This is a genomic window from Terrihalobacillus insolitus (genome assembly GCF_028416575.1).
Lineage (GTDB): Bacteria > Bacillota > Bacilli > Bacillales > Amphibacillaceae > Terrihalobacillus > Terrihalobacillus insolitus.
Window position 1 is genome coordinate 1 of record NZ_JAMQKB010000011.1, and the last position, 20,531, is coordinate 20,531.

Consider the following 20,531-nt stretch of genomic DNA (forward strand, 5'->3'; position numbering starts at 1 on the left):
GACCAGATTTTCCGCACAAGGGTTTTGCATCACTAGAAGAAGCAAGGAAATGGGCACAAGAATTCGTTCAGTGGTATAACCAGATTCATCTGCATAGTGGACTGAATTTTGTGACACCTGAACAGTGCCATACAGGAGAGCACATTGCCATCTTAGAAAAACGCAGGGAAGTCTATGACGAAGCAAGGAAGAAACACCCTGAGCGTTGGGCAAGAAGCGTAAGAAATTGGAGACCACATGAACAAGTAGCACTTAATCCCATACGAGAGGAGGAGAAAGTGAAATCATAGGGGCAATCATAATATCCCTTTTTCCCTAGTGATGGAAGTCAAAAGCATGATCTTCCTTTTGACTTCCATCACTAGGCCAGCAAGCGTAGCGCGGTAGCTTTGTCTGATGAGGGATTGAAAAATAAAAAACTAAAGCAATAAAATGCGACAACTATATTGACAAACACCGCTAACGAACAAGCATATTCTGTTATTTTACTGCCAAAATTTCTCCCTTGATACTTTGGCAAAATTGCAATTTGGGATAGATATTTACTACCTACCTCAACAGATAACCCGTTTATATTTTCTATATTATTTATACAAAAAGTTCCTATTATTTTTTCATCTAATAATAGAACGTAAGAATAATGATTCCTAATTTGATTAAAAATATCATCTTCATCCCAAGGGTAGTCCCACTGGTTTATCCCTTTTTGTTGTAAATCCAAAGTAACTGCATTCAATATATACAATAACCTTTGTAAATCCTCTATCTTTGTTATTCTTATATACACCCTATTAGCTCCTTGAATATATTTTGCAAAAGTAAACAATCTTAGTTTATTTAACAGCTTTCCAAATTGTCCACCTGTCTCTTTCTACTATACTTTTATCAGATGAAAGTGACTTATCTACATGATTTATCAATACATTTAATTCTTTATCATCTAATTCGTGTAAAATACTTCTTCCAGTTCTTTGATTTAAATCTTTTAATAATTGCTTTTTACTTTCATACACTCTTCTTGTTTCCCATAACTTGACTTCTTCAATGTCCTTAAATCCAACTTCTTTTAGGGTTTCAATTACGATTTGACTATTGTGCCTACGATTAGTTTCTTTTTCAATTAATCTTGGAAAGAGTTCAAAGAAAAAACCTCTAATATGATTATCATTACCTTCTAATAAACAATCTTCAAGAGTGCGGTCTTGAATTATATAAAACCCATTGGAATCCACTATTCTAAATGCTTCTTTAAAGCAATTTTTTAAGTCCTTAAAATGATGAATTAACGCTCTTTCAAGCAATAAATTAAAATTATTGCTATCTAACCCCGTATCAAAAGCACTTCCATGTTTGAAAGATACATTTTTATATTTTTTACAATTTTCCCTTGCCCCTTCAAGAATTGCCTCAGAAAAATCTACACTAGTAACTGAATCCACTCCCATGTCTGATAGTGCTTTTGAATAAATTCCTCCGCCACAACCTACATCTACAGCTTTAGAAATATTGTCGATAGGTACAAGTTTTTTTAATGTTTCAATCCACGATTTGTCAGCAGTTCGAGTTGTGTAAGTAAATCGATTTTTCTCGCTATGAAAATCAATCCCCACTATACATCCCTCATTTCTCGATTTTATAATTAAATTCTACCATATATTAATTTGTAACTAACCACTTGTTGCACAAACCTGCCTCTTTAGCAAAATAGGAGCTACCGAACTTTCATAAAACCGATTTCAACAGTAGACATATGGTCTATAATAGAGGCAATATTATTAAAAGTTCCAACTTTTTCAACCCATTGTTCATTTGATAAATCCTTCAATAATTGGTCTACACTGGTATGAATATTTTCAAACATAGGGGGATTCTGAAATGAATTGTCGCTAAACCTCACTGAATTACATACTTCCTCCAAAATCGGCTGAGAATCGCTGTAATCAGCTTTGCCCTTTAACTTGTTCTGCTTTATCATACAAATATCGTCAAGTTTAGTACGAAATATAGTACATAGTAGGTTATGAAATCTTCTACTATTTTATGGAAGGGGTTTACGACAAGATGAGATTACAATTAAATAAAGGCATCATCCTCTTCAGCATAGGGATGTTATTGTTGTTAGCAGGCTGCCAATCTGGAAATAGTGGTGGCGATGAGAATACCACCGAAGAAAATGCGGTAGATGAAATTGTGGGGATTGAGCCGGGATCCGGAACGATGAATATCGCGCAAGAAACCGTTGATGCATACAATTTAGATGTGGAACTAACGCCAAGTTCCGAACCAGCAATGGTCACAGAGCTGCAAAATGCCATAGAGAATGAAGAACCAATTGTGGTTACCCTTTGGCAACCGCATTGGACGTTTAGCGAATATGATTTGAAATTCCTAGAGGATCCTAAGGGAACATTAGGGTCATCGGAAAACATACATACGATGGTACGGCAAGGCCTTGAGGATGAATATCCATCAGCCTATCAGCTGCTGGACAACTTCTATTGGGAAGTAGCTGACATGAATGCCGTGATGTCAAAATTCAGCCAGGACGAAAGTGTGGAACCGCGAGATGCAGCGAAAGAATGGATTGCAGACAATCGGGATAAAGTGGAAGCCTGGATGGAAGGCATTGAACCAGTAGATGGAGAGACCGTTGAACTGGCCTATGTAAACTGGGATACTGAACTTTCTTCCACCAATGTTGTTGCCCTTGTTCTTGAAGAATTGGGCTACAATGTCGAATTAACATCACTCGATATGGGGATCGCATTTGAATCTCTTTCTGAAGGGGACATCGATGGGATGTTAATCGCCTGGCTCCCTGTAGGTGCTGCCTCCTATGCTGAGCGATTTAAAGATGAAATCGTTGACTTGGGCCCAAATCTAGAAGGTGCACAACAAGGTTTTGTTGTACCAGAGTATATGGATATTGATAGTATCGAGGACTTGCCAACGAAATAAAATATGAAAAGGGATACCACTAGCAAGGTATCCCTTTTCACATATGATAAATTGGTGTGAAAACAAAACTGGCAATCTGAAAATAAAATCAAAAAAAGGTCACGAGTTAAACTCATGACCTTTAAGACCTTGATATATAAAGGCTTTATGATGCGTCTTACATCATGCCGCCCAGTACGTTTTAAAGCTTTGGTTATTCTTAACTGATTTTTCTTGCTTTCTTAAAAATTTTATCGCTTCACGACGTAATGTCAATTGGTAAGTCAAGCTCATTCATAGCTTCCTCCCAAGACATAAACTCCGAGTTATTCTTTAGTTGACGTTCTTCTTCTTCACTCAAAGGGGTTCCATCTGGCTCTAAATCCATAATTTCATCCCAGTTTGGACGGTTATGACTAATAGTTAAAAATTTTAAATAATCATATGCTGATTTTTTTGCTGACTGTGGCAGCTTCTTTACAATTTCAACTAACTCTTCATTACTTATAGCCATATTTTAACCTCCTCGTACCCAATTAACTTCAATAACTTCGGCCATTTTCAATATGAGACGATAACACTTTTAATTTGCGAATTGACTTGGATACAATTGTATAATCTCAGACCACTTCATATCTTTCACCGTTCTATTTATGCTCTTATTATATCATTTCTTTGCCTTTATCATTATAGAGAAATGGGTCAGAATCCCTGCTCATTAACAAATACATATCAAAAAAAGTTAATTAACGGGGGGACTGCACGAACAGTGTTTCTGCCATCTTCTTTAACAACATTGAATAATTTCATTTTTCCTAAATCTAACAGGTGTACAGGTAAACAATTTAGCGCAGTATAACTAGTGAACAGCATGATACTGTTCAATTTCCCATGAGGGGTGATCGGTCATGGCAGATAATAACAACAACGACTTGTTAGTGCCAGGTGCAGAGAATGCGATGGATAACATGAAAGAAGAAATCGCTAACGAATTTGGTGTTCAGCTTGGTGCGGACACAACTGCACGTGCGAACGGATCTGTGGGAGGCGAAATGGTCAAACGAATGATCAACATCGCCGAACAAAGTCTTCAAAATGGGAAACGATAAAAAGAAAAGGGACTCACTTGCTGAGTCCCTTTTCTTTTTACTATCTGTAATTATATGACTAGTCGTGTAAGAAAAGCTATAAATTTATCCCTGATCTTTGTTTTTCTTCTTCTTCTTGTATATTCTGAAGCTAACGAAGCCAATCAACCCCAATAATAGTAAAACAGGGAGGCTCCCCACTATAAAAACAAATAACCCAGACAGTGTTGATAGTAAAAAGTTAACACTTTCCATAAATAATTTTTTTGTTCGTTCCCATGTATTTAAGTTTTCTTCTTCAATTTTTGGAACATTAATTTTGTTCTCGGAAATATTAATCGTAACGGTTGCAAGATCGGCTTTATTTTGTAAATAATTCATACGACCAGTAATTTGTTCAATTTCCTCTTGGACATTAGCAAGGTCTGCCGAAATCTTTAGAAGGTCCTCTGTCTTTTCGGCTTTTTCCATAAAATCAAGTAGCCGTTTTTCTACGACTTTTCTTGATTTTAATCGAGATTCTAAATCGACATACTCTTCTGTTACATCTTCACCAGTCACGTTGCTTTCCAGAACCTTCATACTCTCTTTTTCAACTGTTTTGAGAAAATCGCGAAACCGTTCTTGTGGGATTCGAGCAGTTACTTGCCCGTATAGTCGTTTTCCATCGGCTCCACCGTTTGTAGAGGAGTTAACAATATATCCTCCAGCTTCTGTGATCCGTGATTGGATGTCATTTACCGATGCTTCAAAATCTTTTACCTCTACTGAAAGATTGGCATTGTATATCATTTTTCTTGAAGAGTCTTGAGACGAAAAGCTACTTTCTTTGTTTGCTGGTGTTGCTTTTGTTTGGTCCTGATTTTTTGAATCACTTGTTGTCAATTCCATTTTTGAATTTTCCTTTGCTGATTGTTCAGTACTGGCGTCATTCATTTCGCTAGAATCAGCCGATTGGCCTTCAGAAGTAGACTCATTATTGCTACAAGCCCCTAGAACCATTATAAAGCCAATAACGAATGTAAGAAGAAACCTGTATTTCATATTGACCCACCTCTCTTTTTGTTTAGTTAGACGAAAGAACGTAGCATATTGTTACAGTTATGGAAGTGTTTTAATCAAGGGAAACGCACAGAGTGGGTTCCTTTTGATTAAAATATAAATTTTTTATAAAAAATTCACACTCTTATCTTGAATTAATATACTTAATAGTGCATAATAATTCACATACGAATGAATAAACGGAAAGTCAAATAAACATATCGAAAGGAAGATCATCAATGGGGAAAGAAAAGATTGTTTTAGCATATTCTGGTGGGCTTGATACTTCGGTTGCAATTAAATGGTTGCAAGACGAATATAATTATGACGTAATTGCAGTTGGATTAGATGTTGGAGAAGGAAAGGACTTAGAGTTTGTAAAAAATAAAGCACTTGATGTCGGTGCAATTAAATCGTATGTGGTTGATGCGAAGTCGCTTTACGCAAACGAATATGTATTGCCAGCACTAAAAGCAAACCTTCTATACGAGGGGAAATACCCATTAGTATCCGCATTGTCTCGTCCATTAATTGCAAAGGTATTAGTAGATATTGCAGAAAAAGAAGGAGCAGTTGCGGTTGGACATGGCTGTACTGGTAAAGGGAATGACCAAGTTCGATTTGATGTCGCGTTTACATCATTAAACCCTGAATTGAAAATTGTGGCACCTGTTCGTGAATGGGCGATGTCTAGAGACGAAGAGATTGCCTATGCACAAGAACATGGTATTCCAATCCCAGTTGATGTTGACAATCCGTACAGTGTGGATCAAAACCTTTGGGGACGTAGTAATGAATGTGGAATCTTAGAGGATCCGTGGGCAGAACCACCAAAAGAGGCATACGATTTAACCGTGGATCCTATTGATGCACCAGATCAACCTGAGGTGCTACAAATCACTTTTGAAAAAGGCAAACCAGTATCTATTGATGGCAAATCCTATCCGTTAGATCAGCTTATTTTAAAATTAAATAGCATTGCTGGAAAACATGGTGTTGGAAGAATTGATCATGTGGAAAATCGTTTAGTGGGAATAAAATCTCGTGAAATTTATGAGTGCCCAGCTGCATTGACACTTATTGCAGCCCATCAAGAACTAGAAGCTTTAACACTTCCAAGAGAGGTTTCGCAGTTTAAGCCTGTCGTAGAACAAAAACTTGCGCAGACGATATATGATGGTTTATGGTATTCGCCATTAACTGAAGCATTAAAGGCATTTATTGAGCAAACACAAGAAACCGTATCAGGAACAGTTAAGGTGAAATTATATAAAGGCCATGCTCAAGTAATTGGACGTGAATCGGCACAATCGCTATATGACTTTGACCTTGCGACATATAAGCCAGAGGATAATTTTGATCATGAAGCGGCACTTGGATTTATTAAGCTATGGGGCTTGCCAACCCAGGTACATGCTACTGTCAATAAAACGAACGCTAAAAAAGATGCCTCAATTGATCAAGTAGTTGTAGATGTAAAGGAAGCTGTCAAACAATGAAGCTTTGGGGAGGGCGTTTTACGAAACCAACCAATCAATTAGTTGATGAATATACTGCTTCGATTTCCTTTGATCAAAAGCTGGCAAAGTATGATATACAAGGTAGCTTAGCACACGTTGATATGCTCTCCAAGTGTAGAATTATTTCTGAGTCTGATGCAAAGACGATCGCAAATGGGCTGAAGGCCGTCGCCAGTAAAATTGAGGCTGGCGATGCTGTCCTAAGTGAAGACAATGAAGATATCCATATGAATGTAGAAAAATTGCTAATCGATGAAGTGGGGACAGTAGGTGGCAAACTGCATACAGGTAGAAGTCGTAATGATCAAGTAGCGCTAGATATGCGTTTGTATTTGCGGGAAGCATTGATTACGATTAGCCAATTACTCGTTGAGGTGCTACAGGCTTTACACAAACAAGCAAAAGCAAACTTAGATACAGTTTTACCAGGCTATACCCATTTGCAAAGGGCACAGCCTGTACTGTTTGCCCATCACATGATAGCTTACGTTTTTATGTTTCAACGCGACATTGAGCGTCTTACTGATAGCTGGAAACGTGTAAACAAATCCCCGCTTGGAGCAGGGGCATTAGCCGGTACATCGTTTCCGATAGATCGTCATTACGTTGCAGAAAAGCTGCATTTTGACGGAATCTGTGAAAATAGCCTAGATGCCGTTAGTGATCGTGACTTTGTAGTAGAGTTTTTATCCAATGCATCCCTTATTTCCATGCATTTATCTCGGTTGTGTGAGGAGCTCGTTCAATGGTCGAGTGCTGAATTTAATTTTATTGAATTAGATGATGCTTTTAGTACTGGGAGTAGCATGATGCCACAAAAGAAAAATCCGGATGTAGCGGAGCTTGTGAGAGGAAAAACAGGACGTGTATACGGGCATTTAATGGGCATGTTGACGACCTTAAAAGGCTTACCATTGGCATACAATAAAGACATGCAGGAAGACAAAGAAGGAATGTTTGATACTGTAGAAACATTGAAAGGTGCACTTGCACTATTTGCACCAATGATCGAAACGATGCAGGTGAAGAAAGAAGAAATGTATGCTGCTGTTGCTAAGGATTATTCCAATGCGACGGACCTTGCTGATTATTTAGTCGGAAAGGATCTACCTTTTCGTGAAGCACATGCAGTTGTAGGTCAGGTTGTATTGTACAGCATCCAGCATAATATGTATCTTTTAGATTTAAGTTTAGAAGAATTTCAGCAATTTTCTCCCTTGATAGCAAAAGACATTTATGACGTTCTTGCACCTAAAGCAGTAGTGAATGCTCGAAACGTTGCAGGAGGGACAGCGAAAAATCGGGTAGAGGATCAATTAACTGCTGCTGAGGGACTGATTAAAAAGAGCTTGGACTGGATTCAGACACATGCAGAAATAGTAGAAGGGCAATCTTAAAGGCTAGTTTTTTTACACTTTAAGAGAGTAGAAATTTTTCAATAAATAGAAGGACTAGAAAAGACATTGCATTTACTTATTATGGTAAATGCGATGTATTTTCAAACCATGAATTGTATTAATATTTATTTTTATGCATAAAAATAAATAAACAGGAGAGGAGTGGGATTGTGTTAGAAAAAGGATATTTAGTACTCAGCACAGGAGACGCTTTAGAAGGAAAGTGGTTAGGAGCTTCCTCGTCTGTTGAGGGAGAAATGGTCTTTAATACGGCGATGACTGGCTATCAAGAAGTGATGACAGATCCATCCTATGCTGGTCAAATTGTCACGATGACCTATCCGCTTATCGGGAATTATGGAATCAATGATATCGATTTTGAAAGTGGGGAACCTGCTTTGTCTGGATTGATTATATCCAGCCCTTGTTATAAACCCGATCATTATCAAGCCAATTCTTCCATCCGTGAGATTGTGGATAAATTTCATATCCCCACTCTTTATGATATCGATACAAGAGCACTGACTCGAATTATCCGTGAAAACGGTGAAGTATACGGTAAGTTTAGCATGAGCAAAGAAGATAAACCGAAAAAGGCCAAAGTGGACGCTAAAATAGTAGATCAGGTTTCTGTCAAAAAAATGATTCGACTTCGTACGTCGTCTAACCAAAGCCATTTAACGGAATTTTCAAAAGCACATGTTGTTCTTGTCGATTTTGGTTACAAGCACTCGATCCGTCACGCACTAATGGAATTAGGGTGTGACGTTACGATTGTTCCATACAATACATCCGTAGAAGTGATCAAAGGTTTAGAACCAGATGGGATTGTATTATCAAATGGACCTGGTGATCCTAAAGACCTTGATTACTTAAAACATTCAATTAAAAAGCTAACGGAGTTGTACCCGACATTGGGGATTTGTCTTGGCCATCAGCTTGTAGCAATTGCGCATGGAGGAGAAACAACACGACTTCCATATGGGCATCGTGGTAGCAACCATCCAGTAAAAGATTTGACGACCGGTAAGGTTTGGATTACGACACAGAATCACGGATATGTGGTGGATATGGATTCGATCGATGAACAAGAGTGGCAAATTTCCCACATTAACGTCAACGATCGTTCTGTTGAGGGGTTGATGCACCGTGAGAAACCAATTTTGACTGTTCAATTTCATCCAGAAGCACATCCAGGGCCGATTGATACTCATCTCATTTTTCAAGACTTCTTCAATCGGTTAGTGAGAAAAGGAGAGAAGCAGCATGCCTAAGTTCAACGATATTGAGAAGGTTCTTGTCATTGGATCAGGTCCAATTGTAATCGGGCAAGCTGCAGAATTTGATTATGCTGGTACACAGGCATGTCTTGCATTAAAAGAAGAGGGTATTGAGGTTATCCTCGTAAATAATAATCCAGCAACCATCATGACCGACCAACAATTTGCTGACAAAGTATACTTAGAGCCACTAACCCCTGATTCGGTTACCGAAATCATAAAAAAGGAACGCCCTGATGGTTTGTTGCCAACGTTAGGAGGGCAAACAGGATTAAATCTCGCCGTCTCCTTATCCCAGTCTAATGTTTTGAAGCAATACAATGTTGCGTTACTCGGAACCCCTTTAGATACGATTCAAAAGGGAGAAGACAGAGAGATGTTTAAATCGATGATGAAATCGATGAATGAACCTATCGCGGAAAGTATTTCGACTAGCTCGATCGATGAAGCAGTTCAATTTGCAACAAATGTCGGCTATCCAATTATTGTTCGTCCAGCTTATACACTGGGCGGTGCTGGTGGTGGAATTGCCAATAATGAAGCAGAGCTTTTTAGTATCGTGAAACACGGTTTACAAGCTAGTCCGATCCAGCAAGTATTAATTGAGCAAAGTGTAAAAGGTTGGAAAGAAATCGAATATGAGGTTATGCGTGATGCAAACGATACATGCATTATTGTTTGTAACATGGAAAATGTCGACCCTGTCGGCATTCATACGGGTGATAGCATTGTAGTCGCTCCTTCCCAAACGTTGACAGATCGTCAATATCAGATGCTACGAACAACTTCGTGTAAAGTCATCCGTGAACTAGGTGTTGTCGGGGGATGTAACATTCAATTCGCCTTAAATCCAAACAGTGATGATTATATCATAATCGAAGTCAATCCTCGTGTTAGTCGTTCCAGTGCACTTGCATCAAAGGCGACTGGCTATCCAATCGCACGAATTGCTGCAAAATTAGCACTCGGCTATGACTTGGATGAGGTACTTAATCCGATTACTGGTGATACTTACGCTAGCTTTGAGCCTGCCATCGACTATGTTGCGGTTAAAATACCGAGGTGGCCATTCGACAAATTTGCCTCAGCGGATCGTTTGCTTGGTACTCAAATGAAGGCGACTGGGGAAGTAATGGCGCTTGCTAGGAATTTTCCCGCGGGGCTTAACAAAGCGATTCGTTCCCTTGAGATTGGATTGAATGGACTATATTTGCCAAATGCAAGCCAACTAACGGACGTAGAGTTAACATCTGCACTTATAAATGCGTCAAATGAACGGTTGTTCCTTATTGCAGAAGCCTTTCGCCGGGGCTATACCGTTGATGACGTTCATCATATCACCGAAATGAATAAATACTTCCTAGACGAAATCTATTTCATGATTCAATTTGAACGAAAGCTAAAAGACACAAACTGGAATACAATTCATGTAGAAGAACTCAAACGTGCAAAGCAGTTAGGTTTCTCAGATCTTTTCCTAGCTAACCTGTTTGAAGTTAATCAAACGGATATTCGTGAAAAGTGTAAGCAGCAAGATGTCTGTGTCTCATACAAAATGGTGGATACTTGTGCAGCAGAATTTTCAGCAGATACGCCGTATTTTTATAGCACCTACAACGAATACGATGAAGTAGAACCTTTGACGGGGAACAAAAAAATGGTTGTGTTAGGCTCAGGTCCAATTCGGATTGGGCAGGGAGTTGAATTTGACTATTGCTCGGTACAGGCGGCAATGTCATTAAGACAGCAAACCATTGATACAATCGTGATCAATAACAACCCTGAGACCGTGAGTACCGATTTTAATACCGCAGATCATTTGTATTTTGAACCATTAACAGAAGAAGATGTTTTACAAGTTATCGAAAAAGAAAAAGCAGATGGCGTGCTTGTCCAATTTGGTGGTCAAACAGCTATTAATCTAGCAGATGGATTAAGCCAGGCTGGGGTTTCGATAGCTGGAACGTCATTGGACGCCATTGAGGCAACCGAGGATCGTGATCAATTTTATCAATTGCTTCAAAAACTATCCATTCCGCATATTCCAGGTGCTACGGTAACAGCTATCAAAGACGCAAGAAAAGCTGCAGCTAAGATTGGCTATCCCATATTGATTCGTCCATCTTATGTTATTGGTGGAAGAGGCATGGTCGTTATTCAAAATGAAGACCAACTGATTGATTACTTGCAAGTATTAAAAGATACTTCAACAGAATCTCGTATTTTTCCATTATTAATTGACCGATTCATCACAGGATTTGAAGTGGAAGTTGATGCGGTTTGTGATGGGAAAGATGTACTAATTCCAGGTGTGTTTCAGCACATTGAGCGAGCCGGAGTCCACTCAGGTGATAGCATAGCAGTTTTTCCAGCACCTGATCTTACAGAAGAACAAAAACAAATGATCACGGATTACACACAAAAAATTTCGGCCGAACTGTCTGTTAGAGGAATTATGAATATCCAGTTTGTCATTGGGGAGGATCGAAAAGAAATGTATGTATTAGAGGTGAACCCCCGTGCTTCAAGAACCGTTCCGATTTCTAGTAAGGTCACTGGGGTACCAATGATTGATTTGGCAACCCGAATTCAAATGGGTGAACCGTTAAAGAACCAAAAATGGCAACTAGGGCTTCACAAGCCTGTTCCGTACTATGCTGTTAAAATGCCCATTTTTTCAACAAACAAGCTTGCAGGAGTTGATCCATATCTAGGACCTGAGATGAAATCTACTGGAGAAGCAATTGGTTTAGGTACAACTGTAGAAGCAGCACTGGCCAAAGCTTTTGGTTGGAAAGAGAATATGCTCAAAGAGTTGAACGACGATGACATTATTTATCTTGCTATAGGAGAAAATGATTTGGATAAAGATCCTTCATTTGTAAAGGCCTTGGTGGAAACAAAAGCGAAGATAGCTGCGGCTCCTATATCTGCTCCACTGTTAAATGAAAAAGGGATTATCGTAAATGAAACAATTGCTCTAAACAAAGCTGTTGACCTTTGTTTAGATGGTGCATTTTCAATTGTTTGCAGCACACAGCTTCAATCGGGAGATGATCCGCACGTTATGCTTCGTGCTGCCGCATTAAAATCAGATACTACCTGTTTCTCTTCTACTGAGACTTTTCATGCTTACCTGTTAGCTTCTAAACAAAAGCAAGCATTACCTGAACCGATCCATCGTTATTTGGAAAAAGTAGGGGATCTAAATATGGTGAAGGAGGAGATCTTCGGATGACACTAAAGGTAATGCCGATGAATGATAAACAACAGTTGCACGGACGTGACTTTTTGAGCTTGGAAGATTTTTCACAGGATGAACTTCATTATATGATGGATCTAGCAGACTATCTTAAAATACAGCGCCAGAATGGAAATGTAGTAGAACCGTTAAAAGGAAAAACATTAGGAATGATTTTTGACAAATCATCGACAAGAACGCGTGTATCCTTTGAAACGGGAATTTATCAATTAGGCGGTACAGGTTTATTTTTAAATTCCAATGATATCCAGATAGGTAGGGGGGAACTCATTTCAGATACCGCGCAGGTGCTATCTGGATATGTGGATGGCATTATGATCCGTACGTTCTCTCAATCTGTGGTGGAAGAATTGGCTGAGTTTGCAAGCATACCTGTTATTAATGGGCTAACCGACATGTACCACCCCTGCCAGGTATTAGCTGATTTACAGACCATTCGAGAAATCAAAGGCACACTGGCAGGAATAAAGATCGCCTATGTTGGAGATGGCAATAACATGGCCCATTCTCTTATGCTAGGAGCGGCTATTATGGGAATGGAACTTGTAATAGCTGCTCCTAAAGGGTACCAACCTGACGCAAAGATTACGAAAAAAGCACAATCCATTGCCGCAAAGCATCATGCAAGTATACGTATTCAAGAAGATCCAGAGACAGCAGTTCACCTAGCTGATGTCATTTATACAGATGTATGGGCGAGTATGGGACAAGAGGAAGAGCAAGTGATCCGAGAACAGGCTTTCACTGGTTATCAAGTAACAAGTGATTTTATTTCCCAAGCGAAGCCCGATGTGACGTTTATGCACTGTTTACCAGCACACCGGGGAGAAGAAGTAAGTGCTGAAGTGATCGACGGCAAGCATTCGGTTGTTTTCCAACAGGCCGAGAATCGATTGCATGCACAAAAAGCACTAATGACAGCATTGATGGGGTAGATTGAACTACGCCAAGTGTAGATAGTTCCGTTATCATGGCTATGACGAATTCGTCATAGCTGTGACTATACCGAAAAAAATCTTAGGTGTTCCATATTTTAAAATAGCTTTATGCATACATCGTTCTAGTCTTGGATAACGCTCTTCATAAAAGAATTCTGCATGCATGATACGCCGGCTGTGGTCATCAATAATAGCTATTAAATAAGCCTTTTTACGTTTATTTGAATCCTTAGGATCTGGAAGATACAACGTATGTTGTGTGTCCGCTTGCCAACAATCATTCGCTGCTTCATGCTCAAATTGTTTGAAGGCTTTCCTCACCGAGCGACCAAGATCCCTTCGGCTCCATCCTTGTTCTTGAAAGTAACGCGAAAGCGTTCGTGTCTTCAGTTTCCCAAGAGGAACTTCTTCTTCTAACTCAAGAATACGGATAATTTGTTCAACACTTCTACTTGGTAATTCCTTTCGAAGGGCAATGGCATGTTCCAAGACAGCTGAGTCTATCGTTTTTAAACTTCCCTTTTTCTCCCGTGCTTTCGGCTTTAGTGCTTCAAACCCACCTTCTTCATAGGCTATTAAATACCTTTCTAGACTTCGCACGCTCACGGTGCTTTTTTCACTACCAGGAATCGTGTACCTTTCTTTGGCAATTTCTCTTAAAAGGGCATACTTGTCCCCAGGCCCCAATTTACGCTGCACAATTTGTGCAATTAGTCCAAATCGGAAGGCTGCAATTTCATTCCTTAACGTTTCATCCATGGTTTTCCTCTCCGTTTCCTAAAAATAACTTACATCATTCATTATTTAGGAAAAGATTGGGGAGGGGTAGAGCCATATTTTGTGGAGTGATAAATAAGAAAATACCCATTTATTACCACATCAAGCTGACATCTACCTAGGCTGCAGTTACCACCATTCCTTTGTCGGTAGGGAAAGATTGATGGTCGAAATCAAATTCCCCCTTTTCGGAAGACGTCCATCAAAATAATAGTTAAGAAAAAACAAGCACTCTTCACTAGTCGTAACACCTTCTCTATACAGGTTTATCAATTGTTCTCCAAAATGAAGTCCGTCTAGGACTTGACTTCTTAGGTTAACTAACCATTTTTGATAGAAATGTCCCATTTGTTTTTTCCACCGATATAAAGTCTTTAATGATACGACAGATGTGCCATAACTAGTTAACTGCTCAGGAAGACGTGAAACAGGGATATCAGTCAAAACCCACCGTCCAAAAAACTCACGAATATGATTGGCAAATCGTGCCCATGGCCTAACAAAAGATGGGATGAAAGAATAAGTTTTATTACAATCAGGACATCGTTTCCTGATGATCTTAATGATATAGGATTTAGACTTATGATGAACCACGCGCTTATAGCTACCATGCTTCCATAAAGATCTGCCGCAGCAGGGGGCGTCATATTCAAATTCAATATGATCGGATTCTAAAAGTATGTTCTATAGACAACCCTTTATTAGTAGTATATTATAGATATAATATTCATAATAAATACTTTAATGGAATTTCATACTAAATGACTCTACCATGGAGGTGGTGTTTTCTATTAAATGGTCCCAACTCTGTTATCACATTTCATTCACATAGTATTCAAATTCCCTTGACTTTGGATATTATCCACCTAAGATCTGTTCCCCATGATGTTTTCTACACATTAGTCTGATGATTCTTTATAGATAATTCAAGTAATGAAATTTATTGTTACTATGAAGAAAATAAGGGAGTGCCTTTTAAAAAAATGATCAAAACCTTAAGCACAAGACTTTTGAAAAGTCCAGATGAATTACATGACTTCTACCGATTAAGATACGAAACCTTTGTGATTGAACAAAATGCCGCTCCAGCTAGTTTGTATACTGATGGCCTTCTTAAAGATGATTTTGACAATTCGGCATATCACATTGGTTGCTTTATAGATGATGAGTTGGTTGGATGTATAAGTTTAGTTGAAAAAAATGACAACTGTACGCTAATGATTGAGAAATGTCATGATGTTCTACTTGATGAAAACCATTCATATGGGGAAGTAATGAGGTTAATTATTCGTAAATGTAGTAATACTTCTACCTTTGGTATTAAGGCAAGGATAATAGGGAGCTTATTTGAAAAAATTCAAGAACTCGTCATAAATAAGGGACTTACACATTTGTTCTTACAAAGTACAGTATCAGTTCAAAAAATGTATGAGAGACTTGGTTTTAAGCAAATCGGTAAGTATAAAGTATACAAAGGAATTTCAAATGAATGTCCGATGCTTTTAGACATTGAAGATATTAACAAAACGATTTTCAAGGAAGAAGTCTAATATAAACGAATTGAAAGGATTGATCTAAAGTGAAAAAAAAAGCTGAATTAGTAAGAAAAATTGTTGCCGAGGTATTGGAAGTTGAAGAAAGTGAAGTATTTGATGAAACTGATCTAGTTGAAGAATTAGATGCTGATTCCATGATGGCTCTGGAGATCGTAGCTTTATTAGAAAAAGAATTAAAGATCACTATCCCCGAGGAACTGCTAGAAGAAATGACTAGTGTTAACTCTATTTTAAAACTATTAGAGGATTTAAAAACTAATGTTGGTTAAAGAAGGTAAGAAAAAATCCCTTACATTTAATGAAATACTGGAAATTCTCCCGCAGAGATATCCTATGTTGTTAATTGATAGAGTAATTGAAATAAATGATAAAGAGGCACATGTAGTAAAAAATGTTAGTGGAAACGATCCTTTCTTTTTAGGTCATTTCCCTCAGCAAAAGATTTTCCCTGGTGTGTTAATTACAGAAGCAATGGCCCAAGCTTCCATTGTACTGCTTGCCAATTCAAATGAAAATGCACAAGAGGAATTAGATGAATTACCACTCTTGTATCGTACAAATATAAAGTTTTTAGATGTAGTAACCCCAGGTGATCAATTGCTGATTAAGATTGAATTACAGAAAAAGGTTAAAAACTCTGCAATTGTAGAGGGTAAGGTGTATGTAAAAGAAAGGTTAGTTTCAAGTGGGATATTATCTTTTACAAAAAAAGTATTTGAAGGATAAGGTGATGTTATGAAAAGAGTTGTCGTTACAGGAGTAGGTGTGATCACATCTATAGGTGAAGGCGCAGAGAACTTTTGGGATGCATGCCTTAATGGACAATCAGGAATTAGTGAGATTAAAAAGGAAGGTTTACAGCTAGTTGGACCAAAATTTGGTGGACAAACTCACCATTTCAATCCAAGTAACTATGTACAAAAAATTCTAGTTAATCATATTGGACGTGGTGCCCAATTGCTGATTGCAAGTATAAGGCATGCGTTTGAACATGCAAAATTAAAAAAAGAAGAATATGGCGAAGCTGATCTTTTTGTAGGCACTACAATGGGCGAAGTGATTGGTGAGTATACACATTCATTATATACTAATAATCAGAAAGCCGATCAAAGTCTACTAGAACTTAATAAGTTAAATAATATTCTTGTCTATGCGTGTAAGGAGTTTGGCTTGTATGGCTCAGCAATGCTTATAAGTAATGCTTGTGCTGCGGGAAACTATGCAACTATCCAAGCCTATGAAAAAATTAGAAATGGTAATAGTAAGATAGCAATTGCAGCTGGAACTGATCCGTTTTCTAGTGTGGCATATTATGGTTTTAACCGATTAAATGCAATTTCTCCTGATAAATGTCGTCCATTCGACAAAAATAGAAAAGGAATGCTAGTAGCTGAGGGATCAGGCTGTTTAATACTAGAAGAATACCAGTCTGCTAGACAAAGAAATGCCCCTATCCTAGCGGAAATGAATGGGTATGGAGTGAGTGCTGATGCTTTTCATATTACCTCGCCTCACCCTGAGGCTAAGGGTATAATCAGTTCTACCTTGAAATGCTTACATAATTCAGATATATCGCCAATTGATGTAGATTATATTAGTGCGCATGGAACAGGAACAAATGCAAATGACAAAGCAGAATCGATGGCTATACAAAAGATTTTTGGAGAATCTACTCCTGTAAGTTCTATTAAATCTATGCTCGGTCATTCTATGGGAGCAGCAAGTGCTATCGAAAGTGTAGCCTGCTGTTTGGCAATCAGGGACCAAATTGTTCCTCCTACAATAAATTTCGAGAATAAAGATGACAATTGCAGAATTGATTGTGTCCCTAATACTGCGAGAGAACTAAATGTGAATAAAGCCCTTAATAACTCCTATGCATTCGGAGGCACGAACGCAAGTGTTTTATTCAAGAAAGCTGAATAAAGAAAGAGGAGTAAATATATGGATAAAATTGCTGTAACGGGAGTTGGAGCCGTCACACCAACTGGTGATCAGGTAAATCTTATAATAGAAAAGATAAGAAATGGGCAATTTTTGGATCAAATAGAAATTGAGCAGTTTAATCTTAAAGATTATATTAATAAAAAAGGGTTAAGGACTATTGGGAGGTCAGCAAAAATAGCTATTGCCTCCACTGCAATAGCTTTGGAAGGCCATGAGAACAGTCAAGAATGGAATATGGAAAGAGTTGGTGTTTTTGTTGGTACTTCATTAAGTTATTTAGATGAGGTTTATGATTTTTTAGATGATGCAGCCAATAGTGGTGCGAAATATGTGAGTCCAATGAGGTTTCCCAATACAGTACTTAATAATATCTCTGGATGGGTGTCTATCGTTTTTAATATTCAAGGGGTTAATAATACACTTCAAACTGGTATTACTTCACCCTTTGATGCTATAGATATGGCAAAGACATACTTGGAAAATGATATTATAGACCATGCACTTGTAATTGGGGTTGATGGTGTAGGAAAAGGGAGTTCTTACAATAAAAAAATGTTAGGTGACGGGCAATTCCCCGAACATGCTGCTACAATTATTTTGGAGCGTGAAAACGAAGCTATTTCAAATTATGGATATATTGACTTCATTAGCAGTTGGCAAGAATTTGAACATAATTCTAACATATCTAATAAGCGTTTAAACACGATTTTTGAAAAATATGCTTTATCAGATGTCAACCATATTATATTTGGATCATCTAACGAGAATGATGCATTCATACGGAGCTACTTTGAAGATAGAGCTAGTATAAATCAGTATAAACTTCATAGCTATACTGATGATACGATGTTTTTACCGGGTATGTTAAAGGTCTTACTAGCACTTGAACAGAAATCTAATAGTATGATAGTTGAGACAAATCAAATAGGTAATAAAAGTATACTCATTTTATCTTCAGAGGGAGTGGTTTAAATTGTTGAAGAAATATATAGCTATTGTCACTGGGGGAACTAGAGGTCTAGGGGCGGCCATTGTCCATCAATTGGCAAGTAATGATTGGAATGTTCATTTTACTTATCAAAGCGATGAACAGAGTGCAAATGACCTTCTAGATAAATATGAGAATGTCTTTGCTTATAAAGCAGATGTAAAGGACTACAAAAGGACTAGGGAAGTGGTAGAGGAAGTTATTTCAATTGAGGGAAAAATTGATTGCTTAATAAACAATGCCGGAATAAAGAGAGATAAATCGTTAGGTTTTATGAACGAAAGAAATTGGAGAGATGTAATTGAAACAAATTTGTCTGGTGTGTTTAATTACAGTAAATTTGTAGGAAAACAGATGATCAAACAGAAAACTGGTGTGATTATCAATATCTCGTCCATTTCAGCCTTTATTGGCTTAAAAGGACAAACTAATTACTCGGCTTCTAAAGCTGGTGTAAATGGATTTACAAAAGCTTTAGCTAAAGAACTTGGCCCTAATAACATAAGAGTTAATTCTGTCTGTCCTGGTTTTATTAAAACAGAAATGACCGAACAACTGAATGAAACAGAAATGATACAAGATATTACATTAGGAAGATTTGGTAGTACGAAAGAAATTGCAGATGTTGTTGTTTTCTTAATCAGTAATAAAGCTTCTTATATTACAGGACAAACCATTATTGTTGACGGGGGTTTAGCTATATAATATGCAAATTTCACTTTATAACACGATAAAAGATGTTGAAAAAGATTATAAAGAAGATTTAAATAATATATTGCTAGATAGTTTAGACAGCCACATAGCTTGGTACCACTTATTGGATCAACATCTGCCTAATTATGAACCCTTATATTTCGTTGGAATTAAGAATGAAAAACTAGTGGCACTTGGTACAGGATATAACGTTCAAAGATTAGATTTATTACAGTATTTACCTCCCAGAATAAAGAAAATTTTATCTTTTTTAAATAAGTTAAAAATCAATCCATTTAAGTTTAATGTTGTCTTTTTGACAAATCCTATGTCAGGTGAGAAGGGAATAAGGGTGGCTCACCAAGTTTTATTAGATGAGTTCATCAGTGAAATTACCGACTATATATACACAAATATTAAGCCAGCGTCTATATTTGTGAATAATATCAGTGATGCAAATGTAAATAGCTATAGTAAAACGTATAATAGAATTCCGTTTTATCCTAATACCGTTCTAGAGCTAGATTTTAATAGCTTTGAAGATTATTTAAAGCATCTGAAAAAGAAAAAGCGGTGGGATGCTAGGAACAAGATGAAGCTTTTGAATGAGTATGGTTGTGATGTAGTGATATATCGTAATTCAGAGATCAATAATTACGAAGAAGTATTCCAGCTCTATAAAAATACCAGTAATCATAATGAAGAAGTAAGTAATGTAATTAACTATAATCAACAGACATTTAACAACATGAATGAATTACCAGACTGTTATAAATGGATATATGTTACATATAAGAATCAGCTTGTGGGATTTGCTTTATTGTTTGAAGAGAATGAAGCATTAGTCTTTAAACATGTAGGTTTAGATTACAAACATAGCTATGATTGTTTTGCATACTTTAATTTATTTTACATAGCTATTCAATATGGTATTTCAAAAGGCTATAAAAAAATGTATTGTGGCTCTACAACCTATGAAACCAAAAAAAGAATTGGTTGTTCTTTAATACCTAATCATGCTTTTATTTCGTTTAAGAGTAAATTTTTAAGTGGCTTTGCTAAAAGAATATTACAGAAAAATTTTTCTAAATCATAGACAGAAGGCAA

The 20,531-nt window shown here is 37.5% G+C and carries 21 protein-coding genes and 2 pseudogenes; 15 read left to right on the plus strand and 8 right to left on the minus strand.

What is annotated here, in order from left to right:
* Nucleotides 1-290: integrase core domain-containing protein (locus tag NC797_RS11350; RefSeq protein WP_272436905.1), on the plus strand; the 290-nt coding region annotated here is incomplete at its 5' end.
* 71 nt (nucleotides 291-361) lie between these two features.
* On the opposite strand, the gene NC797_RS11355 is transcribed toward NC797_RS11350, so the two are convergent.
* From NC797_RS11355 to NC797_RS11365, 3 genes are all read right to left on the minus strand, one after another.
* A complete protein-coding gene (locus tag NC797_RS11355; RefSeq protein WP_272436906.1) occupies nucleotides 362-787 on the minus strand; it encodes a GNAT family N-acetyltransferase in 426 nt (141 codons plus the stop codon).
* A 46-nt stretch (nucleotides 788-833) separates the two neighbouring features.
* Nucleotides 834-1,610: a class I SAM-dependent methyltransferase gene (locus NC797_RS11360; protein WP_272436907.1), complete on the minus strand. Its 777-nt coding sequence runs from the start codon at nucleotides 1,608-1,610 to the stop codon at nucleotides 834-836.
* Between the two features lie 101 nt (nucleotides 1,611-1,711).
* Complete coding sequence (locus NC797_RS11365; protein WP_272436908.1) at nucleotides 1,712-1,975, minus strand: hypothetical protein; 264 nt, start codon at nucleotides 1,973-1,975, stop codon at nucleotides 1,712-1,714.
* Between the two features lie 86 nt (nucleotides 1,976-2,061).
* Here NC797_RS11365 and NC797_RS11370 point away from each other — a divergent pair, with 86 nt between their 5' ends.
* The gene (locus NC797_RS11370) at nucleotides 2,062-2,958 is read left to right on the plus strand and encodes a glycine betaine ABC transporter substrate-binding protein (protein ID WP_272436909.1); all 897 of its coding nucleotides are present in this window, start codon (nucleotides 2,062-2,064) and stop codon (nucleotides 2,956-2,958) included.
* Between the two features lie 238 nt (nucleotides 2,959-3,196).
* Here NC797_RS11370 and NC797_RS11375 read toward each other — a convergent pair whose 3' ends face one another.
* Nucleotides 3,197-3,451, minus strand: coding sequence for a hypothetical protein (locus tag NC797_RS11375; RefSeq protein WP_272436910.1), 255 nt, complete (start codon nucleotides 3,449-3,451; stop codon nucleotides 3,197-3,199).
* A 394-nt stretch (nucleotides 3,452-3,845) separates the two neighbouring features.
* Between NC797_RS11375 and NC797_RS11380 the strand changes: the two genes are divergently transcribed.
* On the plus strand, nucleotides 3,846-4,046 hold the full coding sequence (locus NC797_RS11380) for an alpha/beta-type small acid-soluble spore protein (RefSeq protein ID WP_272436911.1): 201 nt from the start codon (nucleotides 3,846-3,848) through the stop codon (nucleotides 4,044-4,046).
* Nucleotides 4,047-4,130: 84 nt separating this feature from the next.
* On the opposite strand, the gene NC797_RS11385 is transcribed toward NC797_RS11380, so the two are convergent.
* Nucleotides 4,131-5,069: a DUF4349 domain-containing protein gene (locus NC797_RS11385; protein ID WP_272436912.1), complete on the minus strand. Its 939-nt coding sequence runs from the start codon at nucleotides 5,067-5,069 to the stop codon at nucleotides 4,131-4,133.
* 236 nt (nucleotides 5,070-5,305) lie between these two features.
* Here NC797_RS11385 and NC797_RS11390 point away from each other — a divergent pair, with 236 nt between their 5' ends.
* From NC797_RS11390 to argF, 5 genes are all read left to right on the plus strand, one after another.
* Complete coding sequence (locus NC797_RS11390) at nucleotides 5,306-6,565, plus strand: argininosuccinate synthase (RefSeq protein ID WP_272436913.1); 1,260 nt, start codon at nucleotides 5,306-5,308, stop codon at nucleotides 6,563-6,565.
* Entirely contained in the window at nucleotides 6,562-7,983 is a 1,422-nt protein-coding gene (argH, locus tag NC797_RS11395; RefSeq protein ID WP_272436914.1) for an argininosuccinate lyase, read from the plus strand. The genes NC797_RS11390 and argH overlap by 4 nt, the downstream gene beginning before the upstream one ends.
* A gap of 170 nt (nucleotides 7,984-8,153) precedes the next feature.
* On the plus strand, nucleotides 8,154-9,257 hold the full coding sequence (locus NC797_RS11400; RefSeq protein ID WP_417168709.1) for a carbamoyl phosphate synthase small subunit: 1,104 nt from the start codon (nucleotides 8,154-8,156) through the stop codon (nucleotides 9,255-9,257).
* The gene (carB, locus tag NC797_RS11405; RefSeq protein WP_272436915.1) at nucleotides 9,250-12,501 is read left to right on the plus strand and encodes a carbamoyl-phosphate synthase (glutamine-hydrolyzing) large subunit; all 3,252 of its coding nucleotides are present in this window, start codon (nucleotides 9,250-9,252) and stop codon (nucleotides 12,499-12,501) included. The genes NC797_RS11400 and carB overlap by 8 nt, the downstream gene beginning before the upstream one ends.
* Complete coding sequence (argF, locus tag NC797_RS11410; RefSeq protein WP_272436916.1) at nucleotides 12,498-13,460, plus strand: ornithine carbamoyltransferase; 963 nt, start codon at nucleotides 12,498-12,500, stop codon at nucleotides 13,458-13,460. The genes carB and argF overlap by 4 nt, the downstream gene beginning before the upstream one ends.
* 72 nt (nucleotides 13,461-13,532) lie before the next feature.
* Here argF and NC797_RS11415 read toward each other — a convergent pair.
* The 3 genes and pseudogenes from NC797_RS11415 to NC797_RS18455 form a co-directional block, all read right to left on the minus strand.
* A pseudogene (locus NC797_RS11415) lies at nucleotides 13,533-14,222 on the minus strand (transposase family protein); the annotation flags it as partial.
* A gap of 147 nt (nucleotides 14,223-14,369) precedes the next feature.
* A complete protein-coding gene (locus NC797_RS11420; protein ID WP_272436918.1) occupies nucleotides 14,370-14,684 on the minus strand; it encodes a hypothetical protein in 315 nt (104 codons plus the stop codon).
* A gap of 36 nt (nucleotides 14,685-14,720) precedes the next feature.
* Nucleotides 14,721-14,921: pseudogene (locus tag NC797_RS18455) on the minus strand (DUF6431 domain-containing protein); the annotation flags it as partial.
* Nucleotides 14,922-15,223: 302 nt separating this feature from the next.
* Between NC797_RS18455 and NC797_RS11425 the strand changes: the two are divergent.
* Genes NC797_RS11425 through NC797_RS11455 form a run of 7 tightly spaced genes read left to right on the plus strand, consistent with a single transcriptional unit; the run spans nucleotide 15,224 to nucleotide 20,520 of the window.
* Nucleotides 15,224-15,790, plus strand: a complete 567-nt coding sequence (locus tag NC797_RS11425) for an N-acyl amino acid synthase FeeM domain-containing protein (RefSeq protein ID WP_272436919.1) — start codon at nucleotides 15,224-15,226, stop codon at nucleotides 15,788-15,790.
* Between the two features lie 29 nt (nucleotides 15,791-15,819).
* A complete protein-coding gene (locus NC797_RS11430; protein WP_272436920.1) occupies nucleotides 15,820-16,065 on the plus strand; it encodes an acyl carrier protein in 246 nt (81 codons plus the stop codon).
* Nucleotides 16,055-16,522 (plus strand): 3-hydroxyacyl-ACP dehydratase FabZ, encoded by a 468-nt coding sequence (fabZ, locus tag NC797_RS11435; RefSeq protein WP_272436921.1) that lies wholly within the window; start codon nucleotides 16,055-16,057, stop codon nucleotides 16,520-16,522. The genes NC797_RS11430 and fabZ overlap by 11 nt, the downstream gene beginning before the upstream one ends.
* Before the next feature lie 9 nt (nucleotides 16,523-16,531).
* Nucleotides 16,532-17,722, plus strand: a complete 1,191-nt coding sequence (locus NC797_RS11440) for a beta-ketoacyl-[acyl-carrier-protein] synthase family protein (RefSeq protein WP_272436922.1) — start codon at nucleotides 16,532-16,534, stop codon at nucleotides 17,720-17,722.
* 18 nt (nucleotides 17,723-17,740) lie between these two features.
* Nucleotides 17,741-18,715 (plus strand): beta-ketoacyl synthase N-terminal-like domain-containing protein, encoded by a 975-nt coding sequence (locus NC797_RS11445; protein WP_272436923.1) that lies wholly within the window; start codon nucleotides 17,741-17,743, stop codon nucleotides 18,713-18,715.
* Between the two features lies 1 nt (nucleotide 18,716).
* Complete coding sequence (gene fabG / locus NC797_RS11450; protein WP_272436924.1) at nucleotides 18,717-19,436, plus strand: 3-oxoacyl-ACP reductase FabG; 720 nt, start codon at nucleotides 18,717-18,719, stop codon at nucleotides 19,434-19,436.
* Nucleotide 19,437: 1 nt separating this feature from the next.
* Entirely contained in the window at nucleotides 19,438-20,520 is a 1,083-nt protein-coding gene (locus NC797_RS11455) for a peptidogalycan biosysnthesis protein (RefSeq protein WP_272436925.1), read from the plus strand.
* Nucleotides 20,521-20,531: the final 11 nt, after the last annotated feature.

Bases quoted from the DNA above. Each gene is read 5' to 3' on its own strand.
- NC797_RS11365 (WP_272436908.1), bottom strand. From the start codon at position 1,975: ATGATAAAGCAGAACAAGTTAAAGGGCAAAGCTGATTACAGCGATTCT.
- NC797_RS11370 (WP_272436909.1), top strand. From the start codon at position 2,062: ATGAGATTACAATTAAATAAAGGCATCATCCTCTTCAGCATAGGGATG.
- NC797_RS11375 (WP_272436910.1), bottom strand. From the start codon at position 3,451: ATGGCTATAAGTAATGAAGAGTTAGTTGAAATTGTAAAGAAGCTGCCA.
- NC797_RS11380 (WP_272436911.1), top strand. From the start codon at position 3,846: ATGGCAGATAATAACAACAACGACTTGTTAGTGCCAGGTGCAGAGAAT.
- NC797_RS11385 (WP_272436912.1), bottom strand. From the start codon at position 5,069: ATGAAATACAGGTTTCTTCTTACATTCGTTATTGGCTTTATAATGGTT.
- NC797_RS11390 (WP_272436913.1), top strand. From the start codon at position 5,306: ATGGGGAAAGAAAAGATTGTTTTAGCATATTCTGGTGGGCTTGATACT.
- argH (WP_272436914.1), top strand. From the start codon at position 6,562: ATGAAGCTTTGGGGAGGGCGTTTTACGAAACCAACCAATCAATTAGTT.
- carB (WP_272436915.1), top strand. From the start codon at position 9,250: ATGCCTAAGTTCAACGATATTGAGAAGGTTCTTGTCATTGGATCAGGT.
- argF (WP_272436916.1), top strand. From the start codon at position 12,498: ATGACACTAAAGGTAATGCCGATGAATGATAAACAACAGTTGCACGGA.
- NC797_RS11425 (WP_272436919.1), top strand. From the start codon at position 15,224: ATGATCAAAACCTTAAGCACAAGACTTTTGAAAAGTCCAGATGAATTA.
- fabZ (WP_272436921.1), top strand. From the start codon at position 16,055: ATGTTGGTTAAAGAAGGTAAGAAAAAATCCCTTACATTTAATGAAATA.
- NC797_RS11440 (WP_272436922.1), top strand. From the start codon at position 16,532: ATGAAAAGAGTTGTCGTTACAGGAGTAGGTGTGATCACATCTATAGGT.
- NC797_RS11445 (WP_272436923.1), top strand. From the start codon at position 17,741: ATGGATAAAATTGCTGTAACGGGAGTTGGAGCCGTCACACCAACTGGT.
- NC797_RS11455 (WP_272436925.1), top strand. From the start codon at position 19,438: ATGCAAATTTCACTTTATAACACGATAAAAGATGTTGAAAAAGATTAT.